At 29.8% G+C, this 25,765-nt stretch carries 29 protein-coding genes and 1 tRNA gene; 11 read left to right on the top strand and 19 right to left on the bottom strand.

Features of this window, described 5'->3' with window-relative positions:
• The 3 genes from AC5SL1_RS05190 to AC5SL1_RS05180 all read left to right on the top strand — a co-directional run bounded on the left by AC5SL1_RS05190 (position 1) and on the right by AC5SL1_RS05180 (position 2,230).
• Positions 1-846 (top strand): 4-(cytidine 5'-diphospho)-2-C-methyl-D-erythritol kinase, encoded by an 846-nt coding sequence (locus tag AC5SL1_RS05190; RefSeq protein WP_494586360.1) that lies wholly within the window; start codon positions 1-3, stop codon positions 844-846.
• Positions 847-878: 32 nt separating this feature from the next.
• A tRNA-Gln gene (locus AC5SL1_RS05185) sits at positions 879-952 on the top strand.
• A 3-nt stretch (positions 953-955) separates the two neighbouring features.
• Entirely contained in the window at positions 956-2,230 is a 1,275-nt protein-coding gene (locus AC5SL1_RS05180; RefSeq protein ID WP_494586359.1) for a CCA tRNA nucleotidyltransferase, read from the top strand.
• Here the strand turns inward: AC5SL1_RS05180 and greA are convergent.
• From greA to AC5SL1_RS05165, 3 genes are read right to left on the bottom strand one after another with little or no spacing between them, the layout of a single operon-like run.
• The gene (gene greA, locus AC5SL1_RS05175; RefSeq protein WP_494572907.1) at positions 2,227-2,703 is read right to left on the bottom strand and encodes a transcription elongation factor GreA; all 477 of its coding nucleotides are present in this window, start codon (positions 2,701-2,703) and stop codon (positions 2,227-2,229) included. The genes AC5SL1_RS05180 and greA overlap by 4 nt on opposite strands.
• Position 2,704: 1 nt before the next feature.
• Entirely contained in the window at positions 2,705-3,532 is an 828-nt protein-coding gene (gene hemF / locus AC5SL1_RS05170; protein WP_494600295.1) for an oxygen-dependent coproporphyrinogen oxidase, read from the bottom strand.
• Positions 3,532-3,993 (bottom strand): tRNA (cytidine(34)-2'-O)-methyltransferase, encoded by a 462-nt coding sequence (locus tag AC5SL1_RS05165; RefSeq protein WP_494572906.1) that lies wholly within the window; start codon positions 3,991-3,993, stop codon positions 3,532-3,534. The genes hemF and AC5SL1_RS05165 overlap by 1 nt, the downstream gene beginning before the upstream one ends.
• A gap of 86 nt (positions 3,994-4,079) precedes the next feature.
• On the opposite strand from AC5SL1_RS05165, the gene petA reads away from it, so the two are divergent.
• Genes petA through AC5SL1_RS05150 form a run of 3 tightly spaced genes read left to right on the top strand, consistent with a single transcriptional unit; the run spans position 4,080 to position 6,641 of the window.
• Positions 4,080-4,589 (top strand): ubiquinol-cytochrome c reductase iron-sulfur subunit, encoded by a 510-nt coding sequence (gene petA, locus AC5SL1_RS05160; protein ID WP_494599343.1) that lies wholly within the window; start codon positions 4,080-4,082, stop codon positions 4,587-4,589.
• 8 nt (positions 4,590-4,597) lie between these two features.
• Positions 4,598-5,857 carry a cytochrome b gene (locus AC5SL1_RS05155; RefSeq protein ID WP_494579419.1) on the top strand — a complete coding sequence of 420 codons (1,260 nt, stop codon included), beginning with the start codon at positions 4,598-4,600 and terminating at the stop codon, positions 5,855-5,857.
• Between the two features lie 4 nt (positions 5,858-5,861).
• The gene (locus AC5SL1_RS05150; protein WP_494572903.1) at positions 5,862-6,641 is read left to right on the top strand and encodes a cytochrome c1; all 780 of its coding nucleotides are present in this window, start codon (positions 5,862-5,864) and stop codon (positions 6,639-6,641) included.
• Here AC5SL1_RS05150 and ychF read toward each other — a convergent pair.
• From ychF to lgt, 7 genes are read right to left on the bottom strand one after another with little or no spacing between them, the layout of a single operon-like run.
• Entirely contained in the window at positions 6,618-7,691 is a 1,074-nt protein-coding gene (gene ychF / locus AC5SL1_RS05145; protein ID WP_494579417.1) for a redox-regulated ATPase YchF, read from the bottom strand. The genes AC5SL1_RS05150 and ychF overlap by 24 nt on opposite strands.
• Positions 7,691-8,251 (bottom strand): aminoacyl-tRNA hydrolase, encoded by a 561-nt coding sequence (pth, locus tag AC5SL1_RS05140; protein WP_494599342.1) that lies wholly within the window; start codon positions 8,249-8,251, stop codon positions 7,691-7,693. Before pth ends, ychF begins: the two co-directional genes overlap by 1 nt.
• 45 nt (positions 8,252-8,296) lie before the next feature.
• Positions 8,297-8,995, bottom strand: coding sequence for a 50S ribosomal protein L25/general stress protein Ctc (locus tag AC5SL1_RS05135; RefSeq protein ID WP_494599341.1), 699 nt, complete (start codon positions 8,993-8,995; stop codon positions 8,297-8,299).
• A 44-nt stretch (positions 8,996-9,039) separates the two neighbouring features.
• Positions 9,040-9,972, bottom strand: a complete 933-nt coding sequence (locus AC5SL1_RS05130; RefSeq protein WP_494572899.1) for a ribose-phosphate pyrophosphokinase — start codon at positions 9,970-9,972, stop codon at positions 9,040-9,042.
• Positions 9,973-9,981: 9 nt separating this feature from the next.
• Entirely contained in the window at positions 9,982-10,743 is a 762-nt protein-coding gene (gene pgeF / locus AC5SL1_RS05125) for a peptidoglycan editing factor PgeF (RefSeq protein WP_494599340.1), read from the bottom strand.
• Positions 10,736-11,791 (bottom strand): SAM-dependent methyltransferase, encoded by a 1,056-nt coding sequence (locus AC5SL1_RS05120; protein WP_494599339.1) that lies wholly within the window; start codon positions 11,789-11,791, stop codon positions 10,736-10,738. Before AC5SL1_RS05120 ends, pgeF begins: the two co-directional genes overlap by 8 nt.
• Entirely contained in the window at positions 11,781-12,554 is a 774-nt protein-coding gene (gene lgt / locus AC5SL1_RS05115; protein ID WP_494599338.1) for a prolipoprotein diacylglyceryl transferase, read from the bottom strand. Before lgt ends, AC5SL1_RS05120 begins: the two co-directional genes overlap by 11 nt.
• A gap of 46 nt (positions 12,555-12,600) precedes the next feature.
• Here lgt and AC5SL1_RS05110 point away from each other — a divergent pair, with 46 nt between their 5' ends.
• Positions 12,601-12,855: a hypothetical protein gene (locus AC5SL1_RS05110; protein ID WP_494572895.1), complete on the top strand. Its 255-nt coding sequence runs from the start codon at positions 12,601-12,603 to the stop codon at positions 12,853-12,855.
• Here AC5SL1_RS05110 and AC5SL1_RS05105 read toward each other — a convergent pair.
• From AC5SL1_RS05105 to AC5SL1_RS05095, 3 genes are read right to left on the bottom strand one after another with little or no spacing between them, the layout of a single operon-like run.
• Positions 12,833-14,152, bottom strand: a complete 1,320-nt coding sequence (locus AC5SL1_RS05105; RefSeq protein ID WP_494572894.1) for an ATP-binding protein — start codon at positions 14,150-14,152, stop codon at positions 12,833-12,835. The genes AC5SL1_RS05110 and AC5SL1_RS05105 overlap by 23 nt on opposite strands.
• Entirely contained in the window at positions 14,133-14,810 is a 678-nt protein-coding gene (locus tag AC5SL1_RS05100; protein WP_494572893.1) for a response regulator, read from the bottom strand. The genes AC5SL1_RS05105 and AC5SL1_RS05100 overlap by 20 nt, the downstream gene beginning before the upstream one ends.
• Positions 14,803-15,240, bottom strand: coding sequence for a MarR family winged helix-turn-helix transcriptional regulator (locus AC5SL1_RS05095; protein WP_494599337.1), 438 nt, complete (start codon positions 15,238-15,240; stop codon positions 14,803-14,805). The genes AC5SL1_RS05100 and AC5SL1_RS05095 overlap by 8 nt, the downstream gene beginning before the upstream one ends.
• Before the next feature lie 72 nt (positions 15,241-15,312).
• On the opposite strand from AC5SL1_RS05095, the gene AC5SL1_RS05090 reads away from it, so the two are divergent.
• Entirely contained in the window at positions 15,313-16,185 is an 873-nt protein-coding gene (locus tag AC5SL1_RS05090) for a branched-chain amino acid aminotransferase (RefSeq protein WP_494599336.1), read from the top strand.
• A 1-nt stretch (position 16,186) separates the two neighbouring features.
• Here the strand turns inward: AC5SL1_RS05090 and pgsA are convergent, their stop codons facing one another.
• Genes pgsA through uvrB form a run of 5 tightly spaced genes read right to left on the bottom strand, consistent with a single transcriptional unit; the run spans position 16,187 to position 21,923 of the window.
• Positions 16,187-16,771, bottom strand: coding sequence for a CDP-diacylglycerol--glycerol-3-phosphate 3-phosphatidyltransferase (pgsA, locus tag AC5SL1_RS05085; RefSeq protein ID WP_494586352.1), 585 nt, complete (start codon positions 16,769-16,771; stop codon positions 16,187-16,189).
• Positions 16,772-16,773: 2 nt separating this feature from the next.
• Positions 16,774-18,609: an excinuclease ABC subunit UvrC gene (uvrC, locus tag AC5SL1_RS05080; RefSeq protein ID WP_494599335.1), complete on the bottom strand. Its 1,836-nt coding sequence runs from the start codon at positions 18,607-18,609 to the stop codon at positions 16,774-16,776.
• Positions 18,596-19,021: a dihydroneopterin aldolase gene (locus tag AC5SL1_RS05075; RefSeq protein ID WP_494579403.1), complete on the bottom strand. Its 426-nt coding sequence runs from the start codon at positions 19,019-19,021 to the stop codon at positions 18,596-18,598. Before AC5SL1_RS05075 ends, uvrC begins: the two co-directional genes overlap by 14 nt.
• Positions 19,018-19,770: an SDR family oxidoreductase gene (locus AC5SL1_RS05070; RefSeq protein WP_494599334.1), complete on the bottom strand. Its 753-nt coding sequence runs from the start codon at positions 19,768-19,770 to the stop codon at positions 19,018-19,020. The genes AC5SL1_RS05075 and AC5SL1_RS05070 overlap by 4 nt, the downstream gene beginning before the upstream one ends.
• Positions 19,752-21,923 (bottom strand): excinuclease ABC subunit UvrB, encoded by a 2,172-nt coding sequence (uvrB, locus tag AC5SL1_RS05065; protein ID WP_494599333.1) that lies wholly within the window; start codon positions 21,921-21,923, stop codon positions 19,752-19,754. Before uvrB ends, AC5SL1_RS05070 begins: the two co-directional genes overlap by 19 nt.
• Positions 21,924-21,958: 35 nt before the next feature.
• Here uvrB and AC5SL1_RS05060 point away from each other — a divergent pair, with 35 nt between their 5' ends.
• Positions 21,959-23,158 (top strand): pyridoxal phosphate-dependent aminotransferase, encoded by a 1,200-nt coding sequence (locus tag AC5SL1_RS05060; RefSeq protein ID WP_494599332.1) that lies wholly within the window; start codon positions 21,959-21,961, stop codon positions 23,156-23,158.
• Positions 23,159-23,172: 14 nt separating this feature from the next.
• On the opposite strand, the gene trxB is transcribed toward AC5SL1_RS05060, so the two are convergent.
• Positions 23,173-24,117 carry a thioredoxin-disulfide reductase gene (gene trxB / locus AC5SL1_RS05055; RefSeq protein ID WP_494599331.1) on the bottom strand — a complete coding sequence of 315 codons (945 nt, stop codon included), beginning with the start codon at positions 24,115-24,117 and terminating at the stop codon, positions 23,173-23,175.
• Positions 24,118-24,138: 21 nt separating this feature from the next.
• Here trxB and AC5SL1_RS05050 point away from each other — a divergent pair, with 21 nt between their 5' ends.
• Both AC5SL1_RS05050 and AC5SL1_RS05045 read left to right on the top strand, forming a co-directional pair.
• Entirely contained in the window at positions 24,139-25,080 is a 942-nt protein-coding gene (locus tag AC5SL1_RS05050) for a mitochondrial fission ELM1 family protein (protein WP_494599330.1), read from the top strand.
• Between the two features lie 2 nt (positions 25,081-25,082).
• On the top strand, positions 25,083-25,745 hold the full coding sequence (locus AC5SL1_RS05045) for a hypothetical protein (RefSeq protein ID WP_494599329.1): 663 nt from the start codon (positions 25,083-25,085) through the stop codon (positions 25,743-25,745).
• Positions 25,746-25,765 lie beyond the last annotated feature (20 nt).

The following is a 25,765-nucleotide window of genomic DNA, read 5'->3' as shown; positions in this document are numbered from 1 at the left end:
ATGACCTCATTTAAAATAAAATCTCATGCAAAATTAAATCTTGCTTTGAATGTAATAGGACGAGCTGTAAAACTCCACAAGATTGAAAGCTTGATATCCTTTATAAGCTTACATGATTTGATCTATTTAAAAAAAATAAAAAGTAATAATCACAAAATATTTTTTACAGGAAAATTTTCAAAAAATATTAGCAAAATTAATACCATATCAACTTTGCTAAACTTATTAGACGCAGAGAAGCTTTTAAATAATCAAAAATTTGAAATAAAAATTAGAAAAAATATACCTCATGGAGCTGGTATGGGAGGTGGTTCAATGAATGCTGCAAGTTTAATAAATTTTTTGATAAGTAAAAAAATCTTAAAGATTAAAAATAAAAAATTAAATGATTTAGCTGCTAAGATAGGCTCTGATGTCGTTTTGGGTTTAAAACCAGGCAATACCATTCTTTCATCGAATGGTAAAATTAAGAGATTTGTTAATAAAAAGGCACTATATGTTTTAATAGCTAAGCCGTATTTTGGCTGTTCTACAAAACTCATCTATTCAAAAGTTGTTTCATTTTCAAAGTCTCAATTTAAAAGACCGCAACAAAAAATGTTTCAACCACAATATTTAAAAGCCCTAAATAATGATCTCGAAAAGATTGCTTTAAGGAAATATCCAAAACTAAATAAGATCAGATCTTTTATGGTAACTTTACCAAAAAATATATTTGTAAGAATGACAGGATCAGGCTCTTCAATTGTAGCCTATTTTCATTCTCAAAAGGATTGCAGCAACGCATACAGGCAATTTAAAAGGAAATTCAATAGTCATTGGTGTATTGAATCAAAAACTATATAATTTTTTTTTTTTGTGTTATATGCAATTAATATTGGGGCGTAGCCAAGCGGTAAGGCACTGGTTTTTGGTACCGGCATCCTAGGTTCGAATCCTAGCGCCCCAGCCATATATGAACAACTTATTAGATAAAATTTTTTTTAGATCTCAAAATCTAAATCATATAAATTTAGGCTTCAAAAAAATAAAAAAAGAAACTGAGGTAGAGCAGTTATTTAAGGCTATTCACTCATTTTCTGTAAATAGTGAAATTCGATATGTTGGTGGATGTGTCAGGAAAATTATTAATAAAGAAGACTTTGATGATATTGATTTAGCAGTAAATTTAAATCCCAAAGATGTTTGTGAGGCGCTTGATAAAAAAAATATCAAATATTATGAAAGTGGTATCAAGCATGGCACGATTACAGCATTAATTAATGATATTAAGTTTGAAATTACATCCCTTAGAAAAGACATTGATACCGATGGTAGACATGCCAAAGTTGAATTTTCTGAAAATTGGAAAGAAGATGCCTCACGAAGAGATTTTACCATAAACTCTATTTATGCTGATATTGATGGAAGTCTTTTTGACCCCTTTGATGGAAAGAAAGATTTAGAAAATGGAAAGGTTCTTTTTATTGGAAATGCAGAAACAAGAATTAAAGAAGACTACCTAAGAATCTTGAGATATATCAGATTTTTTTTAAATTATTCAAAAGTTAAGCATGAGACATCAGTCATTAAGATAATTAAAAAAAATCTTACAGGTATGATGAATATATCTGCTGAAAGATTACTGGATGAGTTACAAAAATTAGTAAGATCAAGAGGGTTTACAAAATTAGCAAAAGATAAAGATAGCCTTGAAATAATAAGTCTTATCTTTCCACAACTTAAGAATATTTCATTATTCAGTAAACTAAATAGTTTTGCACTAAAAAATATTGCTAACGTTGATTTTATTTTATTATTATCTCTAATGATTATTGATGGGACAGATAATGTGGATTATTTTATTTATAAATACAATTTATCAAAAAAGGATCAAAAACGTCTTTTATTTTTAAATAAATTTTATTCCAAAAAAGTTAATAGGTCATTTTTTTTAGAAAAAAATTTAGATAAAATTCTCTATTTTAATGGAAGGGAGGCCTTAAATGATATTATTTATTTTAAAATTTTTTTATCCAAAAAAGTAGATGATAATTTGATAAAACTGATTAAAATTTTTAAGGAAAAAGAAATTCCAGTATTGCCCCTTAAAGCAAATACATTGATAGAGAAATATCAAATTCCTGAAGGGATAGAATTAGGAAAAAAATTAAAAGCTATCGAGGAAATTTGGAGTAATAATAATTTTAAGATTTCAGAGAAAGAAATTCAAAAAATTGTAAATAATTAAATATATTTAACGTTTTTTATTTCAAAGTTTTTAACACCAGCTGGAGTTTTAATTTCAACCAAATCATTCTTATTTTTGCCAATTAATCCTTTGCCTATCGGGGATTGAAAAAATATAAGTTTTTTTTGCAAATCTGCTTCATCTCTACCAACAATTTTGTAGGTAATTTTTTCTCCAGTATCAAGGTTCTCTAAGTCAACAGTTGAACCAAAAATAACCTTTCCATCATTGTTTAATTTGGTAACATCAATTACATTTGCTCTTGCAATAATATCATTGATCTGAGCAATCCTTCCTTCATTATGAGACTGCTCTTCTTTAGCCGCATGATATTCAGCATTTTCTTTTAAATCTCCATGTGACCTAGCTTCAGAAATTGCCGCTACTATTTCAGGACGTTTTTTTTCTTTTAAAAAGATTAGCTCTTCTTTTAAACTTTCAAGTCCAGCAGATGTTATTGGTTCTTTATCCATATTAATTCCATTTTGCTATTGGAGGTAATGACATCAGAATTCCTTCGACATTACCACCTGTTTGTAGGCCAAACTTAGTTCCTCTATCATAGAGTAAATTGAATTCAGCATATCTACCTCTTTTAATATACTGCATCTCCTTTTCTTTTGTAGTCCATTTCTTTTGATATTTAGAGTTAATTATTGAATTAAATAACATTTGAAAAGTAACACCAAGATCAGTCACAAATTTGAAATCTTTTTCCCAATTATCTTTTTTATAATCAAAAAAAATACCACCAATACCTCTGGTTTCTTTTCGGTGAGGAAGATAAAAATATTCATCACACCATTTTTTATAATTTTTGTAATATTTTTTATTATGTCGATCGCACATCTTTTTTAACTCTTTATGAAGAAATTTTTTTTCTTTAGAATCTTTTATGCAGGGTGTTACATCCATTCCCCCTCCAAACCAGCCATGAGTTGTATAAATAAATCTTGTGTTAAAATGAATAGCAGGAACATGTGGATTATGCATATGCATTACAACAGAAATTCCAGATGCCCAAAATCTAGGGTCTCTTGAGGCGCCAGGTATTTTTTTACCCATTTCTTTAGAAAACTTTCCATAAACTTCAGAAAAATTTACTCCAACTTTTTCAAAAATTTTTCCATTTTTTAAAATTCTAAATTCACCTCCACCCTCATCTTTAATTTGATTTCTTTTCCACACTTTAGATTTAAATTTAAGTTTGTGGTTTTCTAATTTTTCAATATCATTACAAATAGTATTTTGTAATAACTTGAACCAATTAGAGGCAATTTTTTTTTTAATTTCCTTATCCATCATTTAATAAAAATAGTTTGTCTCAAATTTTCTGAAAGAATTATAGCAACTGAAGAGGCTATGTTTAAAGATCTTTTATTATCTTTCATTGGTATTTTTAACTTATATTTTATAGAATTATGCACATGATTAGGTACACCGGCACTTTCTCTACCAAATAATAATGTATCATTATTTTCAAATTTGAATTTTGCATAAGATTCGGAAGATTTAGTAGTTAGTAATATAACTCGCTGATCTTTTTTTGATTTAAAAAATTCTTCAGAACTTTGATAGAATTTTATCATTTTTTCATCCATATAATCCATTACTACTCTTTTAAATCTTTTATCGCTAAACAGAAAACCACAAGGTTCTATTATCTCTAAATCTGCGCCCAGACACGCACATGTTCTTATAATAGCGGCTGTATTTTGGGGAATATCAGGTTCATATAAGGCTATTTTAGGTCTCAAATTCATTGGTTCTGTGTCATTGTTTCAGTAGAAAAAAAACTTTTTTCTTATATGAAATCATATATTAGATAACAATATACAAAAAATTACAGATGTCTGACAAAAAACCTGAAAGAAGAGAATTTTTATTTACAGCCTCGTATGCAGTAGGTGCGGTAGGTGTAGGAGCAGTTGTTTGGCCTTTAATTGATCAAATGAATCCTGATGCATCAGTTAAAGCATTAGCAAGCACTGAAGTAGATGTAAGTACAATGGAGCCCGGTAAAACAATCACAGTACTTTGGAGAGGAAAACCAGTTTTTATAAAAAGAAGAACTTCAGAAGAAATCGCTGAAGCAAAAGCTGTTAAGATGGAAGACTTGAAGGATCCTCAAAAAGATGAGGATAGAGCTAAAAATCCAGAGTGGCTAGTTATGGTGGGAGTTTGTACACATTTAGGATGCGTGCCTTTAAATGATAAAGGTGACTACAATGGATGGTTTTGTCCTTGTCATGGATCGCACTACGATACATCTGGTAGAATTAGAAAAGGACCAGCGCCAACGAACATGGAAATACCCAAATATGAATTCGTTAATAGTAATACAATAAAAATCGGATAAGAATTATTATGAGTGATCACGAATACACACCTAAATCAAAGTTTGGAAAATGGTTTAATGATAGACTGCCACTTTTATCTCTTGCCAGTCATTTAACAGATTATCCAACACCTAAAAATTTAAATTACTGGTGGACATTTGGTGGAATTTTAACTTTTTGTTTAATAACTCAAATCGTAACAGGTTTGACTTTAGCTATGCACTATATTGCTCATGCTGACATGGCTTTTGAAAGTGTTGAACATATCATGAGGGACGTTAACTATGGTTGGTTAATAAGGTATATCCATGCCAATGGTGCTTCAATGTTTTTTCTAGCAGTTTATATTCATATATTTAGATCTTTATTTTATGGATCATATAAATCCCCAAGAGAAATTATTTGGATTTTGGGAATTATAATTTATCTCTTAATGATGGCAGCAGCTTTCATGGGCTATGTTCTTCCATGGGGACAAATGAGTTTCTGGGGTGCAACTGTAATTACAAATCTTTTTAGCGCAATACCTTTAGTGGGCGAGGGTATAGTGAACTGGCTATGGGGTGGTTATTCAGTTGATAATCCAACCTTAACAAGATTTTTTACGTTACATTATTTAATTCCATTTTTAATTTTAGGCTTAGTAGTTCTTCATATCTGGGCACTACACGTACCTGGAAATAATAATCCGGTAGGTATTGATATTAAAAAACCATCAAAGGATACAGTTCCATTCCATCCTTATATTGTCATTAAAGATGGTTTTGCTTTACTAATGTTTATGATCGTTTTTGCTTTTTTTGTGTTCTATACACCAAATATTTTAGGTCATGCTGATAATTATATTGAAGCAAATCCATTAGTAACGCCAGCTCACATTGTACCTGAATGGTACCTATTACCTTTTTATGCAATTTTAAGATCTGTACCTGATAAATTATTAGGTGTGATTGCAATGCTATCAGCAATTTTAATTTTAGCTGCTCTACCTTGGCTTGATACATCTAAAATAAGATCAGCTGTATTTAGACCTTTGTATAAACAGTTTTATTGGATTTTAGTCGCTGACGTACTAATACTTGGTTACGTAGGGGCAATGCCAGCTGAGGGGCTGTACTTATTAATTGCTAGAGTAGCAACTGGTTATTACTTTATTCACTTTTTAGTAGTTCTTCCAATATTAGGTTTTAAAGAAAAAACTATGCCTTTACCACTCAGTATTACAGAGCCAGTTTTAGGAGGGTCTCCAATGGCCTCAGCAGTTAAAAAAAAAGAAAGTTTAAATTAATTCAGTGAACAATATTTTTAAAATCATTTATCTAATAATATTCATTATAACCGGAACAATTCAGGTTAATTCGGCAGAAAAAATAGATTATTTAAAAACAGATTGGAGCTTTAAAGGTCTTTTTGGTAAGTTTGATAGAGCTTCATTGCAAAGAGGTTATCAAGTCTACAAAGAAGTATGCGCTTCGTGCCATTCGATGAAATATGTAAGTTTTAGAAACTTATCAGAACCAGGCGGACCAGAATTTACTGAGGAACAGGTGAAAGCAATAGCCGCAAGTTATGAGGTGAATGATGGACCTAACAGTGAAGGCGAAATGTTTCTAAGACCAGCAAAATTATCAGATAAGTTTGTTATGCCCTACGAAAATGTTAAAGCTGCACAAGCTGCAAACGGTGGTGCCTATCCACCAGACATGTCTGTATTGGCCAAAGCTAGAAGTGGAGGAGTTGACTACATTTACTCATTGCTCCTTGGTTATGAAGATGCGCCAAGTGATGTGAAACTTGATGATGGCGTTTACTATAATAAATTTATGTATGGTAATAAAATTAAAATGGCTGAGCCAATTACTGATGATTTAATAGAATATGGAGATGGGACTCCTGCAACAAAAGAACAGATGGCTAAAGATGTTACGACATTTTTAATGTGGGCAGCTGAACCGCACTTAGAAAGCAGACACAAGATGGGATTTAAAGCCATCTTATATTTAATAATTTTGACAGTTTTAGTTTATTTCAGTATGAAGAAAATTTGGTCACGTATTGAATCTGAAGTTTAATATATCACCATCTTTGACAATATAATCTTTTCCTTCAAGTCTCATTTTTCCATTTGTTTTAGAATTTACCCAACCTTGATTAGCTATGAAATCTTCATAAGCAATTGTTTCAGCTCTAATAAAACCTTTTTCAAAATCAGAATGTATTTCACCAGCTGCTTTTGGTGCTGTACAATTTTTCTGAATAGTCCAAGCTCTGGTTTCCTCAGGCCCGGATGTGAAATAGGTATCTAACTCTAGGATATTATAACCCTTTTGAATTAACATATTTAGACCAGTTTTTTTTAAACCGATCATCTCCATATAGTTTTCTTTTTCTTCATTTTCTAACTGATTTATTTGATTTTCAATATCAGCTGAAACTATTAAGGTATTTTTTTCTCCAAATTTACTAATAAAAGCCTCAGTATATTTGTTTCCATTTTGAACACTTGGTTCATCAACATTACATACAAAAATTTTTGGCTTTAAAGATAATAAACCACTTTGATTTAATAGTTTTTTTTCAAATTGGTCACGTAGAATTTGAATATCTTTAGAATTATTTATGCAATCTAATGCAATTTCTAATATTTTTATTTGCTCTTCATCTACATTTTTTTTATTACTCTTTTCTAGTCTTTTTTGAATAGACTCAAGATCAGCAAGCATCATTTCAGTTTCAATAATCTCCAAATCTCTTACAGGATCAACCGTGGGATTTACATTTTGGATATCATCAGAATCAAAACATCTGATCATATGAATTACAGCATCAACCTCTCTAATGTGTGATAAAAATTTGTTTCCCAGGCCTTCACCTTTAGATGCACCCTCTACTAATCCTGCAATATCCACAAATTCTATAGTGGTATTAATCTTTTTTTTTGATTTTGAAATTTCAACTAATTTATCTAGTCTCTCATCAGGAACTGGAACAATTCCTACATTTGGCTCAATTGTACAAAAAGGAAAGTTGGCTGCTTGTGCTTTGCTAGAATTCGTTAGTGCATTGAATAAAGTAGATTTTCCAACATTGGGCAATCCAACAATTCCACACTTAAAGCTCATTATTTATTATTTACTGTGCTTGAAAATAAATCTAATTTCTTATCAAGTAGTATAGATATTGAATCAATGATGTTTTTTGTAATTTTTTCTAATTGTAACATTTCATCTTCATCAAAATCTTTCAAAACATGATCTGAAACATCTGCCTTAGTTTTTGGTCTTCCAATTCCAATTCTCACTCTCGAATAATCTTTTCCAATGAATTTATCTATAGATTCAATTCCATTATGTCCTGCACTTGAACCAGCAAACTTCGCTTTTACTTTGCCAAATTCAATGTCCAGATCATCATGAAATACAATTACATCCTCAGCATCGATTTTAAAATATTCAATTAATTCTCTGATACAAATTCCAGAGTTATTCATAAAGGTAAGAGGTTTTATTGCGTAAACTTTTTTATCCTCAATATTACCCGTCGTTAGCAAACCTTTGAATTTTGGTTTTTGTTTAGAAAGCCCAAATTTTTGATTAAGGGCATCAATTAACTTAAAACCAATATTATGCCTATTGTTTTCACTATCAGGTGTTGGATTTCCTAAACCTACAAATAAAAGCATATTTTTTTTAAATCGTATCTAGGAAACTTCACTATGATTAGTTAATTATTTTTTCTCTTCAGAGGCTTTTTTGTCATCGCCATCTTTTTTATCACCATCAGCTGCTGCTGGAGCTGCTTCTTTACCTTCTTCTGCTGCACCTTCTTCTGCCGCAGCCTCTTCAGCTGGTTTCTCAGGCTCTTTCATTACTGTAGGAGCCGCTAAAGTTGCAATCACAAAATCTCTACCTGTAATTGTTGGTGTTACACCCTCTTCTAGTTTAACTGCAGAGATTTTAAAGCTTTCTCCAATATCTACACCCTCCAAATCCAATGTAATTACAGATGGAATTTTTTCACTTGGACAATTTAATTCAATTTTTCTTCTAACTATGTTTAATACTCCACCTCTTTTTAAACCTGGAGATGTTTCATGGTTAATAAATTCAACAGGCACCTCAATTCTAATTTTTACACCAGGTACAATTCTTAAAAAATCAATATGAGTTGGCTCATCAGATAATACATTATAACTAATTTCTCTTGGTAAAACATTTTGAGGTTTACCGTCTAAATTAAGAGTTATTATGTTTGATAAAAAACTTCCTTTATCAAGTAAAGATTTTACTGTCTTTTTTAATACAGTAATTTTTTGGTTTTGCTCAGGACCACCATAGACTATACCTGGAATGTTACCAGCTAACCTAAGAGATCTAACATCCCCTTTAGATTTTGAGTCTCTAGTATTTGCATCAAGTGAATTCATAAAAAAGAGGTTTCTAGCCCAAGTTTGTTAATAACTCAAGATAATTATTTAAATAAATCTGAAACAGAGGTCGAATTGGAAATTCTTTTAATTGCTTCTCCCATAAGGGTTGAAATAGGCAAAACTTCTATATTTTTAACATTTTTAATTTTATTCCCATTATCAATTGTGTCAGTTATTACTAATTTTTTAATAACTGATTTTTTAATTTTTTCTACAGCTTCTCCACTAAGAACGCCGTGAGTAATATAAACAAAAACTTCTTTTGCACCTCGATCTTTAAGAGCTTTAGCTGCATTTACAATAGTTCCACCCGAGTCAATTATATCGTCAACTATGATACACGTTTTATCTTTAACATTTCCAATGACATTCATAACCTTTGACTGTCCTGGTTTAGGTCTTCTTTTATCTACAATAGCAAGATCAGCATCCAACATTTTACCAAGAGCTCTTGCTCTTTCGGTTCCTCCAACATCTGGAGCAACACAAATAATATTTTTACTTTTAATATTTTTTTTGGCATGTCTTGCAAAAATGGGTGTAGCAAATAAATTGTCTACAGGAATATCAAAGAAGCCCTGTATTTGGCCAGCATGAAGGTCTACTGTCACTACTCTATCAGCACCAGCTTTAGTAATTAAATTTGAAACTAGTTTTGCTGAAATAGAAGTTCTAGGGACAACTTTACGATCTTGTCGAGCATATCCAAAATATGGAATAACAGCAGTAATATTTTTTGCTGAAGATCTTTTTAATGCATCAATACAAAGTAATAATTCCATTAAATTATCATTCGCTGGTGATGAAATAGACTGAAGGATAAAGATGCTATTACCTCTAATATTTTCATTTATTTCAACATAAATTTCACCGTCAGAAAATTTTTTGATACTTGAGTTAACAAGTTTTGTTTTTAAATATTTTGAAATATTCTTACTGAGAGGTTTATTGCTATTTCCAGTTAATAATTTCATGAGATAAACTTAATTAATCATAATTACTGAAATATTTCTACCATAATCATTCTCATTAAGCCTGATAGATCGTCTTGCACTAAAAAAATTGTTTTTTAAGACAAATGTATCTTTTTTGATAACATCAATATTCTTAATATCTAGAGCTTTTAGTTGATGATGAATATATTTACCTAAACTAAAGTAGTTTTTATCTTTTGTTTTTTTAAAAAAAAGGACATTCTTTTTATCTTTTTTTATAAATTTCTTGATAAAATCTTCTTTAACCTCGTAATTATTTACAGATATGCAGGGCCCTATAACAGCAGTTATGTTGTTAGAAGAGCAACCTTTTTTAATCATAAAATTAATAACACTTTGAATGATACCCTTGTAAGCACCTTTCCAGCCAGCATGTATTGCGGCTATCATTTTTGTTTTTTTATCATGTATAAGAATAGGCGCACAATCTGCAGTTAGAACTGCAATTGGAAGATTTGTTCTATTTGTAATTAAAGCGTCGCCTTCAAGTTTTTTTTTTGGAACTTGTGTATTTTTACTTATAAAATGAAATTTATTACTATGCACCTGTTTTAGCAAAACAATTTTTTTGGCAGTAGTATTAATTTTTTTTTTAACAATATTAAGATTTTTTAAGATATTTCGTTTATTGTCATTCGATCCAGGACCACAATTTAAACTTTTAAAAATACCAGTAGATTTGCCCCCAGCTCTATTGAAAAAAGCATGATTTAAATTTTGTAACTTACTAAGCTTTTTTGATTTAATCATTACCAAACCCTAGTTTGAATTTATTTTTATGATTTGTTATAAACAATACTTTAAATAATTTTCCCATTTGTTTTTCATCAATTAATCTTTGAATTCTAAAATAAATATCAGCCTTTTCACTAAATTGCATATTCTTAGAGATAATTTCAGCTCGCTCCATTATTCCAAGCTTTGTTAGAAAATGTTTTTGTGTAGTCATTAAAGAATTAAAAGTGCCAAATCTTTTCAGCATTTTAATGATCAAATCAAAGTTTGGGTTATAAGTAATATCTGAATTTCCAAATTCATCGAGAACACCACAGTACTTATGTTTTGATACTGCTTGAAGTGTATTTTTTATTTTTTTATCGACATAAGCATAGTCAATTATTAATACCCCACCATTATTTTTTTTAATTTTATTGGTTATATTTTTTAAATAATCATCAGCTTGAGGTGAGTATTCAATAAAAGTTTGTTTATCTGAAATGTTAAATTTAATTTTTTTTTCAAACTTCTCTATATCAAGTGGTATATCCAAATATTCTTTGTGTGTATTATCTATAAATTTTACATATCTTTCGTGCCATTTTTTCTCTTTTTTAATAAATTGCTTAATTGGCAATGCATCAAAAAATTCATTTGCTAGAAAAATACAAGGCAGATTATTCAATTGATCTAAATTATTTAGCCATCTAATTTTATTATTATTGATAATATTTTTTTGAATTTTTCTAAGTAATTTACTTCTTTCCAATATATTAATTTTACAAGCACTAAAAAATTTTGGAAATTTTGAAAATGTTTTATTTAATACCCTCATCATTTCACCGTTACCAGCACCTAGCTCTATTAAATTAAATTTTTTTGGACAACCTAGATTTTCCCAAAACGAAATTACCCAAATTGCCAGCATTTCAGAAAATAATACAGATATATTGGGTGCAGTAATAAAGTCACCACTTTTTCCAAATGGAACTTTTTTAACATAATATCCAAATTTTTTATTATAGAGAGACTCCTCTATATATTCATCTAGAGTAATCTTATCACCATTTTTAATTTTCATTTTTTTTTAAATAAAATAGAAGCACTCCAATTACAAAAAACAGAAGGCTTATGATTTGACCTAAAGTTGAGTTTAAAAATAGAAATCCAATTTGTGGGTCTGGCACTCTGAAAAACTCTAAAGAATATCTAAACAAAGAATAAAAAATTAAGAATAAAGCAGAAAGTTTTCCAGGTGTTACAATATATTTTCGTCTAAAAAGATAATTTAGTATAAAGAAAAGAATAATACCTTCAAAAAAAGCTTCATAAATTTGAGAAGGATGTCTTTTGATATTATCAATTAATACAAATTGAACACCCCAAGGCAAATCTGTAGCTCTTCCATAAAGTTCAGAATTTATAAAGTTTGCAACTCTACCAAAAAAAATACCAATAGGAGCTGATAGCGCAACTAAATCTAAAAAGATAAATGAATTAATTTTATGTTTTTTTCCAAATATTACACAGGATAGAATAACTCCAATTAAACCACCATGAAATGACATCCCACCATTCCATACCATTAGAATTTCTAATGGATTGTTTATATAATATGAGAAGTTGTAGAATAGGGCATAACCAATTCTTCCACCTAAAATTATACCAATGATTAAATAGGTAATAAAGTCATCAAATAGATCAAGTACAATGGGATCTTTAATTAATTTTTTTTTACAATAAATCCAACCAAGCACTATTCCAAAAATATAGGCCAAAGAATACCACCTAATTTCTAGTGAAAAAACTTCAAAGGCAACTGGGTCAAAATTATTAATAAACATTTTTTAAAAACTACTTATAAAGTATATTAATTTTATAAATGAATATATGACAAAATCTAAATTTGTAATTGATAAATTAGCTAAGCTATTTGAGCAAGGTCTTATTTCTTATAAAGATTTAAGTTCTGAAATTATAAATGTTTTAAAATCAAAGAGAGATGAAATAGTTTTTAAAATGAAGCTAGTTAGTAAAGAGGAAACTGATATTTTAATTAAAAGAGTAGAAAATCTTGAAAAAAAATTAGAAAAACTAGAAAAAAATAATTTAAAAAAGAAAGCTACAAAGGTAAAAAAACCTTAACTCTCAAGCCATTCAAGTGAGATTTTTCTAGTATAATATTTCCACCATGAGACTTAATGATATCTGATGTTATGGCTAACCCAAGACCTACGCTTGATTTAGAGTCAGCTCTTCCCTTGTCTATTTTGTAGAAGGGTTTAAATACATTTTGATATTCATTTTTAGGAATACCAATCCCATCATCATCTAAAGTAATTGTAATATTATTATTTTTTTTATTTAATTGTATTTCAATTTTTTTGGCATATTTAATTGAATTATCAATAAGATTATTAATAGATCTCTTAATTAAATTCTTTCGACCACTCATGTAGATTCTTGGTATGATTTTATTTGATATGTCTTTATTATTATATTTTTTAATTATATCTTCTATTAATTCTGAAATATCAAAAGTCTCATCTTTTTCTACAAAAGTTGAACTTGTAAATTGTAAATATTCGTTTAACATTTTTTCCATCTCATCAATATCTGCAGACATTTTTTTTGATAGATCTTTATCTTCAATAAAGGAGAGTTGTAATTTTAATCTTGTTAATGGTGTTCTCAAGTCATGACTTATTCCAGATAACATTTCCGATCTTTGATTAAGGTGTCTCATGATTCTTTTTCGCATTTTGTCAAACTCTAGACCTGCTTGTCTGATTTCCATTGCACCAGAAGGTCTATACTCATCAACTTTTTCACCTCTTCCAAATTTCTCAGCAGCTTTTGCAAGATTTACAATAGGGCGAGTTTGATTTTTTAGAAATATTATAGCTATAGTTATCATCAGCAATGCTGGAAGGGTTATCCATAATCCAAACAATCTGGCGGATGTGCTGGTTACCCTGTCCTTTGGAATAAAAAATTCAAAATAACCATCATTATGTTTAATATTTATATGAATGAGCTCTTTATATGTTGTTGTATCAAACCAATAATTATTAGTTCCAATATTTGATTTTAATTCTCTTCTTAATGTTCGATCTATTGGACTAAACCACCTTTGTTTTTGCGGTAATTCAAATGAATCATCTGTTTTAAACTCAACGTTAAGATCTAGGTAAATTGAAAAAAGACCTGACAAATCATTATTATTATATTTACCATTGTCATAGGCTACGATGAAAGTTTTCATTTCACCTACAAGTGCTCGTGTCATTCCTTTATTTGTTTTAATCCACAGACTATCAAAGAAAACAATGGTGATAACCAATTGCAAAACTATTATTGGTACTGCAACAATTAGTAATGCACGGTAAAATAGTCTACGAGGTAATAAATTTTTAATAAAGCTACTCAATCCATAAGACATAGCCAGCACCTCTTAAAGTTTGCAAATATTTTGGATTTTTTGGATCAAGTTCAATTTTCTTTCTTAGTCTTGTAATTATAACATCAATTGATCTCTCTTTGTCTAAATCAATTAGTTTACCAATACTTTCTCTTGAAAAAGTTTTTCCAGGGTTATTAATCATTTTTTCTAAGATAATTTTTTCAGTATTGTTAATTTTAAATTCACTATCATTTTTAATGATTAGCAATTTATTTAAATCTATTTTTATATTATCAAAAGTTATAATTCTCTTTAAATCATTTTTTTTTGTTTTATTTAGTATATTCTTTATTCTTAATACTAGTTCTTTAGGCTCAAAAGGTTTTGGCAAATAATCATCTGCACCTATTTCTAATCCACTAACTCTATCCTCAGTTTCTCCTTTGGCAGTTAAAAGAATGATTGGTGTATCAATATTTGATTTATTTTCCATTATAAAATCTAAACCACTTTTTCCAGGCATCATCACATCAAGAATGATCAAATCAAATTTTACTATTAAAATTTTTTCTTTAGCATTTTCAGCACTATTAGCAGTCGTAACTAAAAAATTATTTTCATTTAAAAATTTTTTTATTAATGATCTTATTCCATCATCATCATCAACTACTAAGATATGGGCTATAAAATCATTCATTAATTATTTTTTTTAGTACATTATCAAAATTAATAACTTGCTCTGAACTTGAGTTTAGAAGAGCATTATAAATTCTCTTTTTTTGAGTGGAGAATATGTCATTAAAAATTTTTTCTCCTTTTTCATTTAAAAAAATATGTTTTACTCTTGTATCCCGCTGATCTTTTTCAAAAAAAACAACTTCTAGTTTGATCAAATCTTTTAAAACACGATTTAAACTTTGTTTAGTAATATTAAGTTTTTTTAGCAGTTCTGAAATTGTAATACCTCGATACGTAGAAAGAATGTGTAAAACCTTATGATGTGCTATCCCAATCGAGTACTTATCCAAGGTTTTTTTGGAGTCTGCAAAGATTTCTCTATAGCTTGTAAACAACTTCTCTATTAACTCTTTAAGTTGATCATCTTTTAAATATAAAAGTTCTTTCATTATTGGTAAGTTATATTGACATATTATAGATACAAAGATAATTTTGAAAAATAATTAAAAAAAATTTCACACATGATACCCTACGACAAAAGATCTGGTAAAATTTGGTATAATAATGAGCTTGTTGATTGGGCTGATGCTAAAATTCATATACTAAATCATGGTCTTCATTATGCCAGCTGTGTTTTTGAAGGTGAAAGAGTATATGATAGTAAGATTTTTAAATTAGAGGAACACACTTCAAGACTTTTTTATTCAGCAAAACGAATGGGAATTACAATTCCATACTCTGAAAAAGATATAAACCAAGCATCTAATGAAATCATTTCAGTACAAAAAATTGAAAATGGGTATGTAAGACCAATGATTTGGAGAGGTAGTGAGATGATGGCAATTTCTGCTCAAAAAACAAAAATACATGTTGCAATAGCTACTTGGGAATGGGGTTCTTATTTTGATCCTAAATTAAAAATAAATGGAATTAGGTTAAATATTTCAAACTGGAGAAGACCCGCTCCAAATACAATACCTTGGGATACTAAAGCCTCAGGATTGTATATGATTTGTACTTTATCCAAGCATGAGGCGGAGCAACAAGGATACACTGATTCTCTAATGTTAGATCATGCAGGCAATGTAGCAGAAGCTACTGGAGCAAATATATTTTTTAAAGATAAGAACAATGAATTGCATACTCCAATCCCAGATTCCTTTTTAGATGGAATTACAAGAAGAACAGTTATTGATATTGCAAAATCAAAAGGGATTAAGATCCATGAGAGAAAGATTAAACCTGAAGAGCTCAAAGATTTTGTTGGTTGTTTTTTAACTGGAACAGCAGCAGAGGTTACGCCTGTATCTTGTATAGCTGACAATGAATTTAAAGTCTGTGAAACTATAATTGATTTAAATGAAAGCTATCAAGCTTTAGTAAGAAGCAATTAAATTAATTTTTATTATCTTCAGACATTGCATGATCAATACCTTTTCTTAAATACTCATAACCAGTATATAAAGTCAAAAAAGCAGAAAGCCAAAGCAAGATTATTCCAATAGTTTGTGCGTTATAGTCTTGGAAGTTTAAAATTTTATTTCCAGTTTCACCAGTTAATAAAAGTGCTATAGCAACCATCTGTAAAAAAGTTTTTAATTTTGCTAAATTAGATACAGGCAGTCTGATTTTACCTTTTGCTAAAAATTCTCTTAAACCCGAAATCAGAATTTCTCTTGTTAATATGATAATTGCAGCAATAACTTCGTAATGTTTAATTGTCCCACTCATCACAAGTAATATTAATGCTGTGGCAACAATAATTTTATCAGCAATAGGGTCTAACAATTCACCTAATTTAGATTCTTCACCCAACATTCTTGCAAGCATTCCATCTAAAAAATCTGTAAATGAGGCAATTAAAAACAAAGCGAAAGCAGTTAAGTCACCATAAAAACCTGGTAAGTAAAATGCTAAAACAAAAAAAGGAACAATTATTATTCTGCCGATAGTTAAAATGTTTGGAATTTTTTTAAGCATAATTATTCGTGAAAAAAGTTATATATCTTTTTTGCCACTTTTTCTTCAACACCTTCTACTGATTTTATTTCATCAAAACTAGCTGATTCAACTGCTCGAGCTGAACCAAAATGGTTTAATAATGCTCTTTTTCTAATAGATCCAATACCATCAATTTGGTCTAAAAGTGATTTTGTAATGCCTTTTGCTCGTTTAGCCCGATGAGAAGTAATAGCAAATCTATGAGCCTCATCACGAAGCCTTTGTAAAAAGAATAGGGTAGGATCATTTTTATCAAATTTGAATGTTTTTCCATTATAGAAAAAAGTTTCATCACCACTATTTCTTAATTTACCTTTAGCAATAGCAATCATTGGAAGGTCATGTAAACCAAACTCGTCTAGCACTTCTTTGGCAGTTGAGTATTGACCTTTACCACCGTCAATTAATATCAAATCTGGTAGAGTTAAATAGTTCCCCTTTTCTAACATTGCTCTTTTAAATCTCCTTGAAAGAACCTCTTTCAACATAGCAAAGTCATCTTGCTCAGAACCTTTTGTTTTAATATCGAACTTTCTATACCTTTTTTTTACAAACCCTTCATTTCCAAAAGTAATCATTGCCCCAACACTATTTGCACCTGAAATATGACTGTTATCATAAACCTCAACAAGGTTTAGATTATTTTTAAGTTCAAATTTTTTAATAACACCATCAAACAAATCTTTATTGTTATTTGTTTCATAAATTTTTCTACTAAGTGACTCTTTGGCATTTTTTTCTGCCATGGCAATTACTTTAGCTTTAGTTCCTTTTTTTGCTATATTAATTGAAATAGTACTTCCTTCTTTTTTACTTAAAGTTTCTTCAATTAGCTTTTTATCGTTGATATCACTATTAATGATTATTAATTTTGGAACACTTTTATTTTCATAGAATTGCATTAAGAAAGACGACATTATTTCAGAAATTTCTTGATCTGAATCATGTTTTGGAAAATAGGCTTGGTTACCCCAATTTTGTTTTGATCTATAAAAAAATACTTGAATACAAGTTTTACCAGATTCTTTGTACGCTGCGATTACATCTGCATCTACCAGATTTGCTTCATTAATCCTTTGAGATGATTGAATTATATTTAAAGATTTAATTCTATCTCTAAAAATAGAAGCTCGTTCAAAATCAAGTTTCTCACTAGCTTCCTCCATTTGCTTAGATAGGTTTTTCTGTATGTCTCGTGATTTACCAGACACAAATTGAATTGCTTGATCTACTGATTTTTTATAGTCATCTCTACTTATGTAATCAACACAAGGACCAGAACATCTTTTTATTTGATAAAGTATACAAGGTCTTTTCCTATTCTTGAAAGTTCCATCATCACAAACTCTTATTTGGAAAATTTTTTGCAACATTTTTATGGTCCAATTAGCAGTTCCCGCAGAAGCAAATGGCCCAAAGTAAAAACCTTCTTTGTCTTTTTTTCCCCTATGTTTTGTAACTTGAGCCCACTTATCTTTATTGCTGATAAAAATAAAAGGAAAAGATTTATCATCTTTAAGTAAAATATTGAATTTAGGCTTATATTTTTTGATTAAATTAGCCTCTAAAAGTAGAGCCTCACTTTCATTTGCTGTAGTAGTGATTTCTAATTTAAATGTTTGTGACAACATTCTCTCTGTTCTAATGATATGATTTTTTTCTGATACATAGCTCTTTAATCTATTGGGTAAATTTTTTGCTTTTCCTACATATAAAATGTCATCTTTATGATTTAACATTCTATAAACTCCAGGGCTTTTAGGAATTAATGGTAGCTCTTTTCTGATTACGTCTTTACCTAATTCAGAGCTTTTCATGACTTCTTTTTTTGGTAATTTGGATACCAACAGAGGCGCATTCTTTTATAATTTCTAGTTTTTCAATTTGAAGCATGATTTTTCCAATTCTTTTATCTTTAAATAATACATCAAATACATCTTCAGCCAATGTTTCTAAAAAATTGTAATGTTTATTTTTAACAAGTTTTTTAATCAATTTTACAACCTGACCATAATTTACAATTGACTTAATATCCTTGTCATTTGTTGGTTTTCTGTCCTCATAGTCAATTTCAAGGCAAAATTTTACTTTTTGTGATTTTTCTTTTTCGAAATCATAATATCCAAGCTTTAAATCTAAAGTTAGCTCTTTAATTAAAATTTTTTTTTCGTAATTAAATAAGTTTTTTGTTTTATCTAGTTTAATAATTCTAAAGTTATTTTTTTTCATTCTTTTCCAATTACATCTGGTGTTTGCCAATTTAAACTTTGCCCACTATCAATTGCAATTACTTGACCTGTAATTGAACTGTTTTTGATAAAAAAGTCAACAGCTGAACAAATATCTTTTACATTTACCTGTCTTTTTAAAGGGGTTGCCAAATATTGTTTCTTAAAATGATTATCTGTTTGTCTTTTGTTTTTTATAGTAGGACCTGGTGCTATTCCATTAACCCTTACATTTGGAGCTAACTCCATAGCACTTGTTTTTGTCAGAGTATAAAGCCCTGTTTTGCTTATAGTATAAGAAAAGAAAAAAGGAGTTAGTTTAAAAACTCTTTGGTCAATTATATTTATAATATTGTTATTTTTCCCTCTAGTATTTTTTGCAAATTCTTTTGTAAGATATGCTGGTGCTTTTAAATTTACATTAATATGATTTCCCCAACTTTTAGAGGTAAAATTTTTTAAATTATCATTTTCAAATAATGAAGCATTGTTTACCAAACAATCAAAGTATTTTAATTTATCTTTAGAAAATTTTATGATTTTTTTAAGATCTTGTTCTTTTGCAAGATTTCCTTTTACTAAATAAACTTTTGTTTTATTTTTTATTAATTCTTTTTTTAATTTTTCAGCTTCTGTCCTAGAAGTATTATAATGAATGATCATTTCAACCCCTGGACCTGAGAGTTTCTTGGCAATAGCAGCACCCATTCTTGTTGCAGCTCCTGTGATAATTATTTTGTTTGCTTCCATTTTTTTTTACCTTTTTGAGCTCTTGTACCAGGTAGACCCATTGTAGATCTACCTTTTGGATACACTCTATTTTCTTGATTATAGTGTTTTACTTTTGGATTTAATACAATTTCTAATTCTGACGCTTCAAGATTTCTTATTTCATCTCTAATTTTTGCAGCTTCTTCAAATTCAAGGTTGGTTGCAGCATCTTTCATTCTTTTATTTAATTGTTTTAAATGTTTCTTTAAGTTACCACCAATATTGTCACCTGTTCCAACTTTTAGGTAGTCCTTTTCATAAACACTTTCCAAAACATCATTTATTTCTTTTTTAATTGAAGCTGCATCAATATTATATTTTTTGTTATAGGCGACCTGTATTGTTCTTCTTCTATCAGTTTCTTGAATTGCTTTTTTTATACTTTTAGTTTCCTTGTCGGCATAAAGAATGACTCTGCCATCTAAATTTCTTGCTGCTCTTCCTATAGTTTGGATTAGTGAAGTTTCAGATCTTAGAAATCCCTCTTTATCAGCGTCTAGAATTGCAACCAATGCACACTCAGGTATATCAAGCCCCTCTCTTAAAAGATTTATACCAACCAAGACGTCGAAAACTCCTAGTCTTAGATCTCTCATAATTTCTATTCTCTCAAGTGTATCGATATCAGAATGTAGATATCTGACCCTAATACCATTTTCGTGAAAATATTCAGTTAAATCTTCAGCCATTTTTTTAGTTAAAGTTGTAATCAATACTCTAAAATTTTTATCGATTGTTTTCTTACACTCATGCATTACGTCATCGACTTGGTTTTTAGCTGGTTTGATTACAACTGGTGGATCAATTAAGCCTGTAGGCCTTATTATTTGTTCAACAAACTTACCTTTAGTCTGCTCTAATTCCCAAGGACCAGGTGTTGCTGATACAAAAACAGTTTGTGTTCTCATTGCATCCCACTCTTCAAATTTAAGTGGCCTATTATCCATACAAGAGGGTAGTCTAAAACCATATTCTGCAAGATTACTTTTTCTAGATCTATCTCCCTTATACATTCCATTTAATTGCGGAACAGTTACATGGCACTCATCAACAAAAATTAATGTATTATCTGGAAAATATTCAAACAGAGTAGGGGGTGGTTCTCCAGGTTTTCTACCTGATAAAAATCTTGAGTAGTTTTCAATTCCAGCACAAGAACCAGTTGCTTCGATCATTTCTAAATCAAATTTAGTTCTTTCTTCTAATCGTTGTGCCTCTAGAAGTTTATTTTGTTCTTTAAATTTTTTTAAAGTTGATTCTAATTCTCTTTTTATTTTTATGACTGCTTGTTCTATGGTTGGTTTTGGAGTGATATAGTGACTATTGGCATAAACTTTTATAACATCTAATTCTTTCAATAAATTTCCTGTTAAAGGATCAAATTCTTCAATTTTTTCCAATTTGTCACCAAACAAACTAAGTCTCCAAGCTCTATCCTCAAGGTGAGATGGAAATATTTCAATATATTCTCCTCTTGCCCTAAAAGTTCCTCTATAAAAATTTTGGTCATTTCTTTTGTATTGTAAATGCACCAGGGTCTTTATTAATTCTTCTCTGTTATAATCGTAATCCCTTTTTAAACTTAAAGTCATCTTGCTATAAGCTTCAACAGAGCCCAATCCATAAATACAAGAAACGCTGGAAACAATAATCACATCATCTCTTTCAAGAAGTGATCTTGTTGCTGAGTGACGCATTCGATCTATTTGTTCATTAATGGATGCTTCTTTTTCAATATAGGTATCAGATCTTGGAACATAGGCTTCAGGAGTATAGTAATCATAATAAGACACAAAATACTCAACAGCATTTTCTGGAAAAAATGATTTCATCTCTCCATAAAGTTGAGCTGCCAATGTTTTGTTCGGAGCCAGTATAAGAGCTGGTCTATTAGTTTGTTGAATAACCTGCGCCATTGTAAAAGTTTTTCCAGAACCTGTTACACCAAGTAAGACTTGGTTTAACTCATCTTTATTTGCTCCTTTAACCAATTGTTTTATTGCTTCTGGCTGGTCGCCAGCAGGTTTAAATTCTGTTGTAAGTTTAAATTTTTGTCCACCTTCCAGTTTCTGGTGAATTTCTGGATTTTTACTTTGGATTTCAGTAATTAAATCTTGATATGTATTTGGCATTATCTATAAAACTATTAGAATAAAAATATATTTCAATGAGCATTATATCAAACAGTCTAAAAAAAATTAAACCCTCACCAACTATTGCTGTAACTCAAAAGGCAAGAGAGTTAAAAGCTGCTGGAAAAGATGTTATAGGCCTTGGAGCTGGAGAACCTGATTTTGATACACCTGATAATATTAAACAAGCAGCCATAAAAGCTATTAACGAGGGTGATACTAAATATACAGCAGTTGATGGAACACCAGCTTTAAAAGATGCCATTGTTAAAAAATTTAAAAGAGAAAACAATCTAGATTACACAACTGATCAAATCACAGTTGGTGCTGGTGGAAAACATGTAATTTATAATGCTATGATGGCAACCCTAAATGAAGGGGACGAGGTTATAGTTCCTGCGCCATATTGGGTTTCTTATCCTGATATGGTTTTATTAGCTGGTGGAACTCCAATTATTTTGGAGTGTAATGAAAAACAAGGATTTAAAATTAATCCAGCTGAATTAGAAAAACATATCACTCCAAAAACAAAGTGGATCATATTAAATTCACCATCAAACCCAACGGGTGCTTGTTATACTGAAAGTGATATTAAAGAAATTGCAGATGTTTTAACAAAACATCCCCACGTCCATATTTTAAGTGATGATATTTATGAGCATGTAACGTACGAAGGGTTTAAATTTTTTACTATTGCACAAATTGATAGCTTGAAAGAAAGAGTTCTAACGATGAATGGTGTAAGTAAAGCTTACTCAATGACTGGCTGGAGAATAGGATATGCAGCTGGACCAAAAGATATCATTAAAGCAATTGCTAAAATACAATCACAATCAACAACAAATCCATCTTCAATTAGTCAAGCTGCAGCTGTTGAAGCATTAAATGGAACTCAAGATTTTATTAAAGAGAGAGCAACTTCATTTCAAGAAAGAAGAAATTTTGTTGTTAAAGCATTGAATGAAATTGATGGGATTGAATGTTTAAATCCAGATGGGGCATTTTATGTTTTTCCAAGCTGCAAAGGCCTAATGGGGAAAAAAGATACAAATGGTAAAGAACTTAAGACAGATACAGATTTTGTTCAGTCTTTATTAGAAAATAGTGGTGTTGCAGTAGTTCAAGGTTCTGCATTTGGTTTAGAAGGTTTTTTTAGAATATCTTATGCAACTTCAATGGAAAATCTTAAAAAGGCTTTAGAAAAAATATCTACTTTTTGTAAAAGCTTAAATTAGAACTTAAATAATATTTAGTGAGATAAAAATTTTTCAGCTTCTAATGCTGCCATACAACCCATACCAGCAGCAGTTACAGCTTGTCTGAATGTTTTGTCTTTTACATCTCCTGCAGCATAAACCCCAGGGACATTAGTTTCTGTAGAATCTGGTTTGGTAATCAAATATCCTTCTTTATCCATTTCTAATTGTTCTTTAAAAAGAGCCGTTGCTGGATCATGGCCAATTGCAATAAATAAACCATCTATTTTTATTTCTTCAATTTTATTATTTTTTAAATTTTTAATCTTAATAGCTTTAACATTCTTAGGTTCACTATCCCCAATAACTTCTTCAACGGCACTATCCCAAATTATTTCGATTTTTTTATTTTCCATTAATTTTTTTTGAAGTAATTTTTCTGCTCTTAAAGTATCTCGTCTGTGAATTAATTTTACTTTTGATGCAAATTTTGTAAGAAACATTGCTTCTTCCACAGCTGCATTTCCACCGCCAACAACTGCTACAACTTTTTCTTTAAAGAAAAAACCATCACATGTTGCACAAGCTGAAACTCCAAATCCTCTATAGGCTTGTTCAGACTCTAAATTTAACCATCTTGCTTGAGCACCTGTAGAAATTATAATGCTATCTGCTGTATATTTTTGTCCACTATCACCAATAGCCTCAAATGGTTTTGATTTTAAATTTACAGAAGAAATATGATCTTCAATTAGATCAGTTCCAACTGCTTTTGCCTGATCTCTCATTTGATCCATTAACCATGGACCTTGAATTACATCAGAAAATCCAGGGTAATTTTCTACATCTGTTGTTGTTGTTAATTGTCCACCAGGCTGAGATCCGTAAACTAGAATAGGATTTAGCATCGCTCTTGCAGCGTAAACAGCCGCTGTATAACCTGCGGGACCTGACCCTATTATTAACACTTTTGTGTGTTTAATTGGATTTTCACTCATGCAGAAGTTATATAAGGATAAATGACAAAATTAAAAGGGTTATTATTGACAGAGGGTATGCATGGCATGATTAGTCAAGTTGAAGGCTTAGCCAAAGCTCTTGATCTAGATTTTATACACGAGAAGATTGAACTTAATAGTTTTTGGAAATTATTTCCACCGAAGCTAACACCAGTTTCAAGCAATGTTTATAAAAAAATAATATCATCTGACTTTGATGTAATTATTTCATGTGGTAGAAAAAGTGTAATCCCATCCATTCACTTAAAAAAGAATTCTAATAAAAAAGTTATTAATATTCATATTCAAAATCCAAAAGTAAATTTTAAAAACTTTGATTTCATTGTAGCGCCAGAGCATGACGGAATTACTGGAGAAAATGTAATTAATACAAAAGGAGCAATACACTATTTAACAAAAGAAGAAATTCTAACAAATAAAAACTATCTTGATTCATTTATTAAAAAAGATCAAAGAAAAATTATAACCCTGATTATTGGTGGCCCAACTAAATATTATGACTATTCAGATGAAAATATAGAAAAAATTTTTAACAACTTGAAAACTTTAGTTGAAAAAAAAGAGTATCAGTTAGTAATTATTCCATCAATGAGAACGCCAAAAAGTATTATTGAAAAAGCTAAACTTTTTTTTGGAGAGAGGCATACTGTAATAGAAAGTGTTGACAAAAAAGCTTATTTATCAGCATTAGCAATTTCCGAATATATTGTTGTAACATGCGATTCTAGTTCAATGATTTCAGAAGCAGCACTAACAGGAAAGCCAATTTATATTGCAAATATTGAGCCTAAGAAAAATGACAATCGTTTTCAACAATTTAGAAATTTATTTAAAGAGTTGAATATAATTAGAAATTTAGGAGAAGATTTGGAAAATTGGAACTATCAAAAGCTAGATGAAACGAATAGAGTAGCAAGAATAATAAATCATAAAATTAAATAATAATGTCATTTTTAAATTCAATTCAAAATAACTCAAAAAAACATGACACACCCTTTACACACTGGGAATATACTAATGTATTAACCGATGGAGCAATTCAAGAAATTATAACTGCAGATATACCTGATGTTAGGGAACATGATTTAAATTATGATGGCACACGAGCTATAGATGGAGGTGCTGCTGAATTTAGAGAAGGTAACGCATCTGGTGGCCAAGCTATTAAATTTAGATGTTTTGTTACAAAAGAAAATGAAAAACAATTTCCAAATTTAGTTAAATTTATTAACGAGCTTCAATCAAAAGAAACCCATGAAGCTATTTCGAAAATGATCAATAAAGATTTGTCTAATTCATACGTTAGAGTTGAGGTTATTTGCGATAGGGAGGGGTTCTGGTTAAAGCCTCACTGTGATATCAAAGAAAAACTATTGTCAGGCTTAATTTTTGTTAATAACGCCAACGAATCTGAAGAGCTTGGTACTGATTTTTATAATGAAAAATTAGAGAAAGTTAAAACAGTTCCGTATAAAAATAATTATGGCTATCTCTTTTCAAGTGGACCTAATACTTGGCATGGCATGGAGAAGAAAAAAATAGTTAAAGAAAGAAGATGCCTTCAGGTTAACTATGTAACTTTCCCAACTGATTGGAAAGTAGCTTAGTCTAATTTTCGCAGTATTGC

This window comes from Candidatus Pelagibacter sp. PS_10_02, from assembly GCF_059418005.1.
This window is presented reverse-complemented; position numbering and strand designations above follow the sequence as displayed.